Here is a 13,882-nt window from a genome sequence, read left to right as displayed (position 1 = left end):
GCACGCATGAGCGCCACCCCCGTCAAGAGCGTGTGCCCGTACTGCGGCGTCGGCTGCGGGATGGTGCTGCACGTCGAGGATGGCGAGGTCGTCAAGGTGTCCGGCGACTCCGACCATCCGACCAACTTCGGGCGGCTGTGCACGAAGGGCTCGTCCGCGCACGTCGCGCTGCGTCGCTCCGGGCGACTCGATCGCGCATTCGTGCGGCGCGCGCGCGAGGACGACCTCGTGCCGCTGCCGGCGCGCGACGCGATCGCGGAAACCGCGCGGCGGCTGCGCGCGGTGCTCGACGCGCACGGGCCCGATGCGCTGTCGTTCTACGTGTCGGGGCAGATGTCGATCGAGGCGCAATACCTCGTGAACAAGCTCGCGAAGGGCTTCGTCGGCACCAACAACATCGAGTCGAACTCGCGCCTCTGCATGGCGAGCGCGAGCACCGGCTACAAGCAGTCGCTCGGCGCGGACGGCCCGCCCGGGTCGTACCAGGACTTCGATCGCGCGAACCTGTTCTTCGTGATCGGCGCGAACATGGCCGACTGTCACCCGATCCTGTTCCTGCGGATGATGGATCGCGTGAAGGCCGGCGCGAAGCTGATCGTCGTCGATCCGCGCCGCACCGGCACCGCCGACAAGGCCGACCTGTTCCTGCAGATCCGGCCGGGCACCGATCTCGCGCTGACCAACGGGCTGCTGCACCTGCTGCACGCGAACGGCCGCACCGATGCCGCGTTCATCGATGCATACACCGAAGGCTGGGACGCGATGCCCGCGTTCCTCGCCGACTACACCCCCGAGCGCGTCGCGGAAATCACCGGGCTCGCGGAGGCCGACATCCGCACGGCCGCGCAATGGATCGGCGACGCGCAGGAATGGATGAGCTGCTGGACCATGGGGCTCAACCAGAGCACGCACGGCGTGTGGAACACCAACGCGATCTGCAACCTGCATCTCGCAACGGGCAAGATTTGCCGCATCGGTAGCGGGCCGTTCTCGCTGACCGGCCAGCCCAACGCGATGGGCGGGCGCGAGATGGGCTACATGGGCCCCGGGCTGCCGGGCCAGCGCTCGGTGGCATCCGACGACGATCGCCGTTTCGTCGAGAACCTGTGGCGCGTGCCGGCCGGCACGCTGCGCAAGGAAACCGGCAACGGCACGGTCGACCTGTTCGAACGGATGGCGGCCGGCGACATCAAGGCGTGCTGGATCGTCTGCACGAATCCGGTCGCGACCGTGCCGAACCGGCAGAACGTGATCGCGGGGCTGCAGGCCGCGGAGCTCGTGATCGCGCAGGACGCGTTCCTCGACACGGAGACCAACCGCTACGCGGACATCCTGCTGCCCGGCGCGCTATGGGCCGAGGGCGACGGCGTGATGATCAACTCCGAGCGCAACATGACGCTGATGCACGCCGCGATCGCGCCGCCCGGCGACGCGCTGCCCGACTGGCGCATTGTCGCGGAAGTCGCGCGCGCGATGGGCTTCGGCGATGCGTTCGACTATGCGTCGGCGGCCGACGTGTTCGACGAGATCGTGCGCTTTTCGAATCCGGCGACCGGCTACGACCTGCGCGGCGCGAGCCACGCGGCGCTGCGCGACGGCCCGGTGCAATGGCCGGTCGCGCCGGGCACCGCGCGCGAGCGGCATCCGATCCGCTACCTGAACGACGGCGTGAGCCAGACGCCGCGCGCGGCCGCAGACGGGCACGACGCGCCGCGCCTCGCGTTCCCGACGCCGTCGGGCAAGGCGCGCTTCTTCGCGCGGCCGCACGTCGCGCCGGCCGAACTGCCCGACGACACGTTCCCGATCGTGCTGAACACCGGTCGGCTGCAGCATCAATGGCACACGATGACGAAGACGGGCAAGGTCGGCATGCTGAACAAGCTCAATCCGCGCCCGTTCGTCGAATTGCATCCGGACGACGCGAGCGCGCTCGGCATCGCGACGAAGGACAGCGTCGAGATCCGTTCGGCGCGTGGCCGTGCGGTGCTGCCGGCCGTCGTGACCGAGCGCGTGCAGCGCGGCAACTGCTTCGCGCCGATGCACTGGAACGACGTGTACGGCGACGACCTGTGCATCAACGCGGTGACGAACGACGCGATCGATCCGGAATCGCAGCAACCCGAACTGAAATATTGCGCGGTCGCGCTGACGCGCGTCGACACGGACGCGTTCGCGTGCGCCGACGACGACACGGCGCAACCCGAGGCGTTCGCTGCCGACGCGCGGCCCGCGCCGGCAGCGGCGCCGATCACGGCTTCACAGGAATCCGACATGGCAGACCTCGACACTTTCGCGGCCGCGCTCGGCGTGGCCGATCTCGCACCGCCGCCGCTCTCCGATGCGGAGCGCCTGTACGTGGCCGGCCTCGTCAGCGGGCTGAAGGCGAGCGCCGGCCGGCGTGAAGGCAGCGTGCCGGTGCTGCCGGCCGGCGCGCCGCTCGCGCCGCCGGTGCGGTTCTGGCTCGACGGGATGCTCGCGGGGCTGTTCAGCCGCTCGCTGCCGGCCCACTCGGCGGATGGCGCGGCGCCCGCGCTGCCGTCCGAGGCTGCCGCGCCCGGCGGTGTGCGGATCGTGCGCACGCGTCCGAAGGTCGTGCTGCTGTGGGCGTCGCAGACCGGCAACATCGAATCGCTGACCGAGGATTACGCGACGCAGCTGATGAACGCGGGCTTCGAGATCCGCACCGCGTGCATGTCCGACTATCCGGTCGCGTCGCTGGCCGGCGCGCAATACGTGCTGCTGATGACGAGCACGTTCGGCGACGGCGATGCGCCCGACAACGGCAGCGAGTTCTGGGATGCGCTGCAGGCCGGCAGCGCCGCGCGCCTCGACGGCGTGCACTTCGCGGTGCTCGCGTTCGGCGACCGCAACTACGACCAGTTCTGCGGGCATGGCCGCCGGCTCGATGCGCGCCTCGCGGAACTCGGCGCGGCGCGTCTGTGCGCGCGCGTCGATTGCGACGTCGAATTCCAGCGCGACGCGGACCAGTGGCTCGAACGCGTGGTCGCACGCATCAAGGAAGCGGATGCGGCGCTGCATGCGGTGCCGTCCGCCGGATTGAGCCCGTCGGGGCTGCTGCCGACCAAGGCGCATCCGGCGCCGTCGAAGCTCGTCGCGAATCTGCGGCTCAACCGGCCGGGCGCCGCGAAGGACACGCGCTACGTGTCGCTGTCGACCGAAGGCGCGAACCTCGAATACGAAACCGGCGACGCACTCGGCGTGTGGCCGACCAACTGTCCGGAGCTGGTCGACGAGCTGCTGTCCGTTACCGCGCTGAAGGCCGACGCCCCGGTGTCGGTCGCGGGCATCGGCGACGTGCGCCTCGGCGATGCGCTCGCGCGCCACTTCGACATCACGCGCCCGCATCCGGACACGCTCGCGTTCATCGCATCGCGCAGCGCGAACGGCGCGCTGAAGGCGCTGCTCGGCGACGATCGCAAGGCCGACCTGAAGCAATGGTTGTGGGGGCAACAGCTCGCGGACGTGCTGCACGAGTTTCCGGTCGAGCTGTCGGGCACGGAACTGGTCGGGATGCTGAAGCGGTTGCAGCCGCGCCTGTATTCGATCGCGTCGAGCCCGAGCGCGCATCAGGGCGAGATCCACCTGACGGTGTCGGCCGTGCGTTATCACAACGGCCGGCGTGCGCGCAAAGGCGTCGCGTCGACGTTCCTCGCCGATCGCGCCGACGACGGCCGCGTGCCGGTGTTCGTGCAGAAGTCCGCGCATTTCCGGCCGCCGGTGAACGGCGACGTGCCGGTCGTGATGGTCGGCCCCGGCACGGGTGTCGCGCCGTTCCGCGGCTTCCTGCACGAGCGGCAGGCGCGCGGCGCGCGCGGTCGCAACTGGCTGTTCTTCGGCGAGCAGCATGCGCAGACCGACTTCTACTACGGCGACGAACTAAGCGCGATGCGCGACAGCGGCTTCCTGACGCGGCTCGATCTCGCGTTCTCGCGCGACCAGGCCGACAAGATCTACGTGCAGGACCGGATGCGCGAGCAGGGCGCCGAGCTGTACAAGTGGCTGGAGGAGGGCGCGCACTTCTACGTGTGCGGCGATGCGTCCCGGATGGCGAAGGACGTCGATACGGCGCTGAAGGCGGTCGTCGCCGAGCACGGCGGGATGTCGGACGAAGCCGCGAACGACTACGTCGCGCGGCTTGCGAAGGCGCGGCGCTACATGCGGGACGTGTACTAACCGCGCGGGCGGCGGGCGACGAGGGAATCAGGCTGAGCGGGCTCGTCGCGGCGGCCGAACGGCGGGTAGATGTCGAGTGACTCCCCGTGGGCCGTATGCGCGGCGTGGACGAGGTGATCAGGGTAGGGGGCAAGCGCTTCCCATTCGTCGATTAGGGGCATCGAACGGCGCCGCAGTGAGCGGGTGGAGGCGTGACGACCGGACTTTCGCATGGGCATACCCGAAGCAAGCAGTCCGCGCATCGGTATTACCTAATCGTGCCATGTAGTGGTTGTCCGTTGTTACTCGCCCCTCTCGGTTTCTTCCCACTGCGCCAGAAGCTCGGCTGGAATCGCCGTGACGACCTCAGCGTAAGGCTTGCCGACGAACCGCTCCGCACGTTTGAGCAACACGGGAATCGGGCTGCTGGGTTCGTGGGTCTCGAACCACGTTCGCGCCGTACGAATCAGAGTGAGCGCGGCCTGGCGGTCCACCGGTTCGGATCTCGGTTGGGCCGTGATGCGCTCGGTGGCGCTAACCGTTCTGTCATTCACCGGTGAGAGCTGCGCGAACGCATCACTTCCTGATGATTCGCCGGAGGCCGACGTGGGGTCGTGGGATTCCTCCGACTGCTCGACCGTGTTCACCGACGCGGGCACATTCAACTTGCCGAGGAGCCGCGTGAGTGACGACAGGTCCGGCAGGTACCCTTCGAGGTGCACGGTGCACCATGCATCGATCGCAGCGAGATGCGTAATCGCATCGTCGAAACTCGCCATGACCTCCGGCTGCTGCGCGCGCACATCCAGCAACTGCTGTACAACGGACTCGGGCGCAAGGGCATCGGTGGGGCGAGGGTGCGCAAAGGCACGCTCGACGTCGCGCACCTGCAGTCGCGCAAGCGTTGACTTCGAAAGAACGATCTCGCGCACGTCGGCGAGCAGTCCGTCCGGATCGGCGAGCGCCTGTATCGCATTCGTTCGCATTTCGCGTGCGGCGTCGCGCCCGCCGTCGACATCGGGATGTGGATGCACCTGATCGGCAAACGCATCGAGCCAGGCGGCCAGCAATCCGGTGCCATCGGCAAGACCGGCGGCACCCGCGAGCCGTGTGCGGCATCGCGTATACAGCACGGCGACCCGAATATCTTTCGTCCGCAGCATGAGCCGCTGGCAGTCGCGCTCGAGCTCGCTCCAGTTGACGGGATCGGGGGCGCCGACGAACGCGCCGTACTGCACGTCCTGTCTGGGCGCCGCACTCGCGAACAGCACGACGAAATCGTGGTCGTATTCGAGGTCCGGGCCGCAGGGCATGGAATCGCTGACGGGCGCGAGCCGGTCGTGATGCGGCGTGTTCTTCGAGGTGCCTTTACCGGATACGGCCTGTCGGGGTGACTGCTTTTTGCTCATGGTCGATTGTCGGATTCAGTAGTGTGCTGTTCGAAATGCCTCACATAACGTTCGGGTTCGAACCGCATGCCGGTAATCGGCCGGTCGGGGTTCGGATGGCCAAGCCAGCCGGACCATCCCATGCGCTGCTGGCCACCCATGACGGCCGGTGGCGCGCTTTCGGGCTTGATGCACAGTTCGAGTTCCCATTCCAGTTCGTAGCCGACGAACGCACGCACCCATTCGACGAGACGCGGCAGATCCTCGCCTTGCGGCGTGAAGCGCAGATACGCGTCGAGATCGATGGGGCCGATCACGATGCGGAACCGGTGCTGACGGTCCGGCACCACGCGGCCGAGCATCGCGGCTTGTCCCATCGTCGCGGCGGGGCCCGGCCGGCCCATGCGTCCCTGATCGGCCGGGTCGATCTCGATCCAGTGGAACACGTTCTCCTTGATCGTCACTGGCACGCCGAAGTAGTGCTCGAGTGTGGCGCGCAGTCCGTCCGAGTTGCGCGACTCGCGTACGAGATGCGCGGACGCCGCCAGCCGCGCGTGCGAGGGCAAGGGACGCCGCCCGATTTCGGCGATGTCGTGGCCCGTGAGGCTCGCGATGTAGAACGAAAACCGCTCGTCGTCTTTCCGGTCGAGGCCGGCTGTCGACTGTGCCGATGCCCACGCGCGATAGAACAGCGTCAGGAACCGGTGATGGAAGATGTCGAAGAAGTCGACCGTGGTCGTGTCGCGACGGCCCTCTTCGCGTTCGCGCGCCCATTCGGTCACGTGGATCGGCAGCGGCCCGTTGGGCCCGAGCATACCGAGACCGAAGAGCCTCACCTTGAGCCGTCCCGCCGCTTCCTGGACGCTGGCGATTTCGCGCGGCGCAAAGGCGAGACTCGGCTGTTGTCCGAGCCGGAACGGCTCGGCCTGCGGCCGGCGCGCGGTGCCGACCGGGTCGACCGCGGGGTTTGCGCCGACGCGTCGCAGCAGTGACAGGAACCCGAAGCGCCACGGCTCCATTTGAAGACTTTCCAGCAGGTCGGGCGAAAGCGTGCTGTCACGCACGAGCGCGGGCAGGGAGGCGCGTTTCATCACAGCACTCCGCGTGTCCCGGTGCGCACGGGCCAGCGTGCGATACGGCCGCGCTGCATCGAATGCAATTCGGTCTGCGTGAAGCTGTTGATCGAGACGTGCCGTGCCAGCCAGTGCTCGAGAATCGTACCGAACAGATAGGGGCTCACGCCGGAGAAACCGGCCTCGTCGACCGTCACCGCACACTCGATGCCACGCCCGAACGTCATCGGGCCGGTGCCCGGCAGCTTGCGTGTTACCGGGCGAGTCTTGACGCCGACGAGGCTTTCGACTTGCCGCAGATGTTCGTTGTTGTCGTTCGAAAGGGTCAGGCGCAGCAGGTCGCGTAGTCCCTGACCACCTTCACGGTGATCGAGACCTTCGAGCGGCAGGTAGTTGAAGTTGAGCTGGCGGATCAGCCGCCACGCCATCTCTCGCTCCGCATACGGCGCTTTCGGCGGACTCGGCGGGCGAATGAGACCGATACTCTCGACTGGCGCGGACTCCTCGGTTGCCAGGTCACGCACGCCGTTGCGCGGCACGAGTGTGGCGAGATCCCGGTTCGTCAGCAGCGCGACGACTGACAGAAAACGGATGTCCTCGCCATATGGGGCCGCGTTCTGATCAACCAGCGAGAGAAACACTTCGGTGCCGACATAGGGGGTCCGTGTGCCGTAACGGCGTGCCGAATCGGACACGAGCCGCCGTTCGCGCCGTGTCGAGAAGTACCGCCCGTGATTGCCTTCGTCGTTGTTCAGCGTCTGATAGAGTGGACGGAATTCCAGTTCGTCCGAGGTCGCTGCGACCTGTCCATGCACGCTCTCCACCGAGAACACTTCGTAGTCGAGCGGTGCGAGCCGGGCAGGTACCAGATGAGACTCGGTCTCGCGGGGGGAAATCTCGATGCGGTCGGTATGCCGTTTGAAGAGGTTGATGACGGGCGTGCAGAACAGCGCGAAGCGCGACGCGTCGACGAGGTTCGTGAGCTGGCCCGGCGCTCGGTCGAGCAGCACGACGATTTCGACCTCGCGACCGTTCACGCGAGACAACCCTTCCGCAAGACCGTTGAGTGCGAAGAACCAGAACCGTGCCGGGCACGCGAAGTATTCGTGTAGCAGGTTGTGCCCGTGAAACTTCGTCCACGTGAGTGGCAGCAAGTTCTGATCGGTGCGCAAACCCTCGTGTTCGACCGCACCGTGAGTCACGACGGCGGGAGAGCGGCCCGGTACGCCGAATTCGCCCGGCGCGGCAATCACGGACGCGACGCCGGCAACGTGCAGCAACTCGAACAGGTGCGAAGCGACCTGTTCGTCGCCGGCCAGATACACGGGCAGTCGATCGAGCCCCTTCAGATCGGCGATGCGCACGTTGCCTGTCGTCGCCAGCCGCAGCCGCAGTGCACCGCGCACCTGTCGGTCGGGCGGGACATAGCGGTCGAGCGCCGGGATGTCGGGCGGAATGCCCGTCAGGCGCGCATCGGTGATCGTGAGCGGCCAGAGCGTGACGTCCTGGCCGCTCGTAAACTGGCAAGCGGTTTTTTCGCCATCGGGAACCCGCGCCTTGAACGACGTGCCGCGCGCGATACGGTGGCCCGCGGCCAGATTGCCTTCTGCCTGACCGGGGTACAGGCGCGCGACCGCGATCGACGGTGTGGGCGCGACATAATTCGGGTAGATCACTTCCAGCAGCCGGCCCGTGAAGCGCGGAAACTCCGCATCGAGCTTGAGCTGCATGCGCGCGGCCATGAAGCAGAACGACTCGATCAGGCGCTCGACGTAGGGGTCCGCCACTTCGCCGGCCTGCATGCCGAGCCGGCGCGCGATTTTCGGGTGCGCCTGTGCGAACTCGGTGGCGAGTTCGCGCATGTAGATGAGTTCGTGGTTGTAATAGTCGAGTAGTCGCGGGTCCATCGGAAAGGTCTCGTGTTGTCGTTATGCCGTGCCTACCCGGAGCGCATGCCGGTGATCTGGATCTCGCTCGTCTCGAGATCGAGCGAGCTCTGCACCATGAATTCGAGCGGATACGGGTCCATGTGAACCAAGCCGCGCACTTCGAACGCGAGCACATTGTGATGGCCGCTGGCGTCGTCACCCTGACGGGGCGACACCACCAGCGAATCGGAGATCAGCCGCGGTTCGAAATCGGTGATGGCCCGCCGGATCATCCGCTCGATGTCGTTCCACTGGCGCGACGCGAGGAAGGTACCGGCGAGCGGCGGCACGCCGAAATTGACGGTTGACGCGGCCGCCTGCGGGTGGCGTTCACGCTCGATCCGGTCTTCAATGCTTGTCGTGTTGAGCAGATAGGCGAGATCGCGTTGGACGATGTCGCGCATCTGCTTGCGCGTGACGGCATACTCTTCGGGGGCTTCGACGAGTCGATGCGGCGCGTCGTCCCGCAGCCGGTCGAGCAGGGTCGGCATCAGGTGTGCGTTTGCCCGCCGCGGTGGGCGGGCGGCGAGCGAGTCGCCCCGCGTGGGATGCCGCTTGCGTTCAGTCATCGACCGGCTCTCCGGTGGTGACGCCGTCCGCGATACGCGAGCCGAACTGCGCGTGGGCCAGTTCGAAGAGACCGAAATCCCCCTGATCCGTTGTCCAGGTTTTTCGTCCGAGCGCGATGACGGCGGTACGTCCAGACTCATGCCAGGCCGTTTCGCGCCCCAGACGCAGTGCATCGGTCGCGGCTTCCGAGCCGGGGTAGCGGGCAGGCATGAAACCGCGCACGGTACTGCCGTCGCTCAGTGTCAGCACACACGGCGCCCAGACGAGATCGATCAGGTTCGCAGGCGGCGCAATGCGCCACGCGGCGAGATCGTCGAACGGTACCCAGCGATAGTGCCCGGCCGTCATGACTTCGCACACCGGGCCGAAACGCGAATCGCTGTCGGCGATCCAGCTTGCGATGCCACGCGGCGTGCGTGCGGCAATGAGTGGCGCCGCGTCGAGCGCTTTTGCGCGAGTGTGATCGGCGAGTTCGCCGTGTCCGTCGGCAGCCAGTTCCAACGCCCCCATCAGTTCCCTGACCCACAAGGCCGGTTCGAGAACAAATCCAGGACGTTCGTGTCCCGCGACAACCTTCTGTCGCCAGCGCTCGGCCCGGATCAGGTCACGAAAAACCTGGGCGGCCTGCGCCTGTTGTGGCTCAAGCTTCGCCCACATCTGCAGTTGAATCACGGCGCGTGTCCAGTTGCCTGTTACGCACAGGCACTGGAACAGCACCCACCGATGGGCGGCGAAGGTCGGCTGCGCGCGAATATGCGATTCGATCCGCTCGACCCGTGCGGCGATCGGCAGGTCGTCCAGGCCGTGGCCAGACGGCTCTCCGACAGCAAATGGGATGGTCATGCGTCGTCCTTGCGTACAGGTGCGGCCAGCGGGCTATCGACCGACAGTGCGTGATGCTCGCGCCGGGTGAGCGCGGGCGGTAGCGCCGGCGCACGGCGGATTTCCGCCGCGTGGAATTCGGGAGGGGCAAAGAGGAGCAGGACTTCCGGCATGGGTTCGATCTCCAGCTCGGGAGCGAAACCAGTGCCCAGCCGTCCGAACGCGTCCTCGAGGTTGCGCTTGCCTGACAGCAACACTTCGATGGAACCAGGGCCAGCAGGGGCTGCCGGTGTCGGCCGGACGTCGTGCGAATCGGGCGTGACCGAGGCAACAGGTGTCGCAGGCGAATCCAGCTGTTCGTTCCATGAGCCGGAAAGGGCGGTGTGCGGGTCCGTCAGCGCGCGCCAGTATTGCGCGTGAAGCGTTTCGACGAGGTCGTCGGTGCGCTCAGGAAACGGCGTCGCCCGCGGCCCGGTGCCGAGCTTCTCCCGGACGTCATTCCCGCTCATACCGTGGCTGCCGATCAGATCGAGGATCGACTGATTGCCGCCCGCGAGATCCGATGGTTCGAACAGGAGAGAGTCGGCGCCGCCCTCCTGTTTCTGGGGACCGCACGACTCGTTACGCAGCTCGGGCTCGGTAAGCGAGGTGTCGGGTTGGCGGTGCCATGGCAAGCGGAATGAGCGCATGGAAGAGTCAGTGATGACGGAATGCGCATTTTACCCATGGGAGTGAGTCATTCGTCCATTTGAAATGGGTTATCTCAATTTTAAAATATTATCGAGATTTAATCTCGAAATAATAAATCAATTGAGTGACTGAATTGTGCTTGGTGAATATCTGGATGGGGGTGGTCAACGGTGAATTGTCAAAAGCGCGTTCACATTTATTATTGGTGGATTTTGTCAGTTGTATCAATGGCTTATGGATTGTAGTGTTTGTGTGGATGACTCTTGTGTGATGCGGATGGCGATGGTCGAATATCTTTGATGGTGTAAGGTGGCAAGGTGTGATTCGATGCGGGTCTATCTGTTTGAATGGGTTGACGACGAAACGAATTAATTGGAATAATGCGCGGCCTGAGAGGCTTTCACTTTCTTTATGTGTGAAATGTGGCAGTAGGACAATGCCATCTGAATAGGATTCCTGATCGCTGCGGCCAAGGCCAGGAACATACCGATAAACAACAAGAAGGTTTGCATGACGATTTCACGCCAGGCGCTGTTCGGCAAGCTCGCGGTTCAGCTCTATCGCAGCATCGAATCGGCGACACAGTTCTGCAAGCTGCGCGGCAATCCGTACGTGGAGCTCGTCCACTGGTTGCATCAGCTCCTGCAGCAACCCGATAGTGACCTGCATCGCATCGTGCGGCACGCTGGCATCGATCGCGACGCACTGGATCGGGATTTCGCAAGAGCGTTGGCCGCGCTGCCGGCCGGCGCCAGTTCGATTAGCGATTTCTCGTGGCACATCGAGACGTCGATCGAACGCGCGTGGGTGCTCGCAACGCTGAGTCATGGTGATCGCCGTGTGCGCGGCGCGTGGCTCGTTGCTGCGCTTGTTTCGACGCCCGAGTTGCGGCGCGTTCTACTGTCAATCTCCCCCGCGTTCGGCAAGATTCCTGTCGACGGGCTGGGCGATGAACTGCCTGCATGGATCGATGGCTCGCCCGAAGCCGCCGATGCGCCGTACGACCACAGCGACTTTTCGGCGGCAACGCCGGGCGAGGCGTCCGGCGCGATTCCAGTCGCATCCAAGGGTGGTTCGCTCGACCAGTATTGCGCAGACCTGACAGCGCGCGCTCGCGCGGGCGAGATCGATCCGGTCATCGGCCGTGAGCTCGAGATTCGCACGATGATCGACGTGCTGCTGCGCCGTCGGCAGAACAATCCGCTGGTAACGGGGGAGGCAGGCGTCGGCAAGACGGCCGTCGTGGAAGGACTGGCGCGCGCGATTGCATCGGGCAATGTGCCGCCGAAGCTTGCCGACGTGCGGCTGCTGTCGCTCGACGTCGGTGCATTGCTCGCCGGCGCGAGCATGAAAGGGGAGTTCGAGACGCGTCTGAAAGGGCTGCTCGAAGCCGCTGCAAAATCGCCGGCGCCGGTGATCCTCTTCATTGACGAGATTCACACGCTGATTGGTGCCGGCGGACAGGCGGGTACGGGCGATGCCGCCAATCTGCTGAAACCCGCGCTTGCGCGTGGCACGATCCGTACGATCGGCGCGACGACCTGGGCCGAGTACAAGCGTCACATCGAAAAGGATCCGGCGCTCACGCGACGCTTCCAGGTGCTGCAGATCGCGGAGCCGTCCGAGGCTGCTGCGGTCGATATGGTGCGCGGGCTTGTGCAAACGTTTTCCCGACATCACGGCGTCGTGATACTCGATGAAGCGATTCGTGCGGCGGTGACACTCTCGCACCGTTACATTCCGTCGCGTCAGTTGCCGGACAAGGCCATCAGCCTGCTCGATACCGCCTGTGCGCGCGTGGCGCTGTCGCAGCATGCCGCGCCGCGCGAACTGGACGACGTGCGTCAGCGTTTCGCGGCCGCGCGTGCCGAGGAAGTGTTGCTCGTGCAGGAAGCCCGTATCGGTCTGGATACCGACAGGGCGTTGACGGGCGTGCGAGCGCGCATCGATACATTGGCGACCGAAGAGGCTGCGGTCGAGCATCGCTGGCGCGCTCAGGCGGCTGCCGCGCAGGCGTTGCTGGCCGCGCGCGAGTCCATTGGACCCGACAACGGCGAAACCCCACGGGACGAGGTGGCGGCGCTTCCGAAGCTGCGCGAACTCGAACACGCGCTCGCTGCGCTGCAAGGCGATGCACCGCTCGTATTTCCCGAGGTCGACGAGGCGATCGTCGCGGAAATCGTATCCGATTGGACTGGCATCCCTGTCGGCCGCATGGTGACCGATGAGGTCGCCGCCGTGCGCAGATTGCCCGACATGCTCGAGGCACGCGTGATTGGCCAGACCGACGCGCTGCGTCAAATTGGCGAACGTGTGCAGACCGCACGCGCAGGCCTCACGGACCCGAAGAAGCCGCTCGGCGTGTTCCTGCTCGCCGGTCCCTCGGGCGTCGGCAAGACGGAAACCGCGCTGGCGCTGGCCGAAGCGCTGTACGGCGGCGAACAGAACCTGATCACGATCAACATGAGCGAGTATCAGGAGGCACATACCGTCTCGGGCCTGAAAGGGGCGCCACCGGGTTATGTCGGCTACGGCGAGGGCGGTGTCCTGACCGAGGCGGTGCGCCGCCGTCCGTATTCGGTCGTACTGCTCGACGAGATCGAGAAGGCCCACCGCGACGTGCACGAGATGTTCTTCCAGGTATTCGACAAGGGCTACATGGAGGACGGCGACGGCCGCTACATCGATTTCCGCAATACGACGATCCTGCTCACGAGCAATGTCGGTTCCGAACTGAGCACGAGTCTCTGCGCCGATCCGTCGCTCGCGCCGAATCAGGATGGCTTGCGGGAAGCACTGCCCCCCGAACTACTCAAGGCTTTCCCCGTGGCATTCCTCGGGCGCATGACCGTCGTGCCCTACCGGCCACTTGCCGACAGTGCGCTCGCGAGCATCGTCCGCCTGCATCTGGGGCGCGTCGTCAAGCGTATGGCCGACGGCCACGACATCGCGCTGACGTACGACGACGCGGTCGTCGATTACATCGTTTGCCGCTGTCTCGTGCAGGAGACCGGCGCACGCGTGCTGATCGGATTCATCGAGCAGCACGTGCTGCCCCGCTTGTCAGCGCTGTGGCTCGATGCCTTTGCGTCGAAGCAGACCCTTTCGCATATTGCGATCGGCGTGGTCGACCCGTCCGATGCACCGGCGCAAGCTCTCGCGTTCGAGGCGACCGCCCTTCATTCAGACGAGCCGGTTCGCTGAGCTCGCCGTCTAACCACCACCGTTCAGGAGCTTC

At 65.7% G+C, this 13,882-nt stretch carries 8 protein-coding genes; 2 read left to right on the top strand and 6 right to left on the bottom strand.

Annotated features, from left to right (window positions below; translation table 11 throughout):
• The first annotated feature begins 6 nt into the window (after positions 1–6).
• Positions 7–4,194: a bifunctional nitrate reductase/sulfite reductase flavoprotein subunit alpha gene (locus DIE15_RS01615; RefSeq protein WP_124832194.1), complete on the top strand. Its 4,188-nt coding sequence runs from the start codon at positions 7–9 to the stop codon at positions 4,192–4,194.
• Positions 4,195–4,475: 281 nt separating this feature from the next.
• Here the strand turns inward: DIE15_RS01615 and DIE15_RS01610 are convergent, their stop codons facing one another.
• The 6 genes from DIE15_RS01610 to DIE15_RS01585 are packed head-to-tail and all read right to left on the bottom strand — an operon-like array spanning position 4,476 to position 10,643.
• On the bottom strand, positions 4,476–5,582 hold the full coding sequence (locus tag DIE15_RS01610; RefSeq protein WP_124832192.1) for an ImpA family type VI secretion system protein: 1,107 nt from the start codon (positions 5,580–5,582) through the stop codon (positions 4,476–4,478).
• A complete protein-coding gene (tssG, locus tag DIE15_RS01605; protein WP_124832190.1) occupies positions 5,579–6,652 on the bottom strand; it encodes a type VI secretion system baseplate subunit TssG in 1,074 nt (357 codons plus the stop codon). The genes DIE15_RS01610 and tssG overlap by 4 nt, the downstream gene beginning before the upstream one ends.
• Entirely contained in the window at positions 6,652–8,541 is a 1,890-nt protein-coding gene (gene tssF, locus DIE15_RS01600) for a type VI secretion system baseplate subunit TssF (RefSeq protein WP_057925012.1), read from the bottom strand. Before tssF ends, tssG begins: the two co-directional genes overlap by 1 nt.
• A 32-nt stretch (positions 8,542–8,573) precedes the next feature.
• On the bottom strand, positions 8,574–9,131 hold the full coding sequence (tssE, locus tag DIE15_RS01595; RefSeq protein WP_124832188.1) for a type VI secretion system baseplate subunit TssE: 558 nt from the start codon (positions 9,129–9,131) through the stop codon (positions 8,574–8,576).
• The gene (locus tag DIE15_RS01590) at positions 9,124–9,975 is read right to left on the bottom strand and encodes a type VI secretion system accessory protein TagJ (protein ID WP_124832186.1); all 852 of its coding nucleotides are present in this window, start codon (positions 9,973–9,975) and stop codon (positions 9,124–9,126) included. The genes tssE and DIE15_RS01590 overlap by 8 nt, the downstream gene beginning before the upstream one ends.
• The gene (locus DIE15_RS01585) at positions 9,972–10,643 is read right to left on the bottom strand and encodes a TagK domain-containing protein (RefSeq protein WP_124832184.1); all 672 of its coding nucleotides are present in this window, start codon (positions 10,641–10,643) and stop codon (positions 9,972–9,974) included. Before DIE15_RS01585 ends, DIE15_RS01590 begins: the two co-directional genes overlap by 4 nt.
• A gap of 511 nt (positions 10,644–11,154) precedes the next feature.
• Here DIE15_RS01585 and tssH point away from each other — a divergent pair.
• Entirely contained in the window at positions 11,155–13,848 is a 2,694-nt protein-coding gene (gene tssH / locus DIE15_RS01580) for a type VI secretion system ATPase TssH (protein ID WP_124832182.1), read from the top strand.
• Positions 13,849–13,882: the final 34 nt, after the last annotated feature.

The sequence above is a fragment of the Burkholderia sp. Bp9031 genome (genome assembly GCF_003857965.1).
Taxonomy (GTDB): domain Bacteria; phylum Pseudomonadota; class Gammaproteobacteria; order Burkholderiales; family Burkholderiaceae; genus Burkholderia; species Burkholderia ambifaria_A.
The sequence above is the reverse complement of the archived record's forward strand: the minus strand, read 5'-3'. Positions and strand labels throughout refer to the sequence as shown.

What these genes read in the sequence shown, in the direction of transcription:
- tssG (WP_124832190.1), bottom strand. Translation starts at nt 6,652, where the DNA reads ATGAAACGCGCCTCCCTGCCCGCGCTCGTGCGTGACAGCACGCTTTCG.
- DIE15_RS01610 (WP_124832192.1), bottom strand. Translation starts at nt 5,582, where the DNA reads ATGAGCAAAAAGCAGTCACCCCGACAGGCCGTATCCGGTAAAGGCACC.
- DIE15_RS01585 (WP_124832184.1), bottom strand. Translation starts at nt 10,643, where the DNA reads ATGCGCTCATTCCGCTTGCCATGGCACCGCCAACCCGACACCTCGCTT.
- tssH (WP_124832182.1), top strand. Translation starts at nt 11,155, where the DNA reads ATGACGATTTCACGCCAGGCGCTGTTCGGCAAGCTCGCGGTTCAGCTC.
- DIE15_RS01615 (WP_124832194.1), top strand. Translation starts at nt 7, where the DNA reads ATGAGCGCCACCCCCGTCAAGAGCGTGTGCCCGTACTGCGGCGTCGGC.
- DIE15_RS01590 (WP_124832186.1), bottom strand. Translation starts at nt 9,975, where the DNA reads ATGACCATCCCATTTGCTGTCGGAGAGCCGTCTGGCCACGGCCTGGAC.
- tssF (WP_057925012.1), bottom strand. Translation starts at nt 8,541, where the DNA reads ATGGACCCGCGACTACTCGACTATTACAACCACGAACTCATCTACATG.
- tssE (WP_124832188.1), bottom strand. Translation starts at nt 9,131, where the DNA reads ATGACTGAACGCAAGCGGCATCCCACGCGGGGCGACTCGCTCGCCGCC.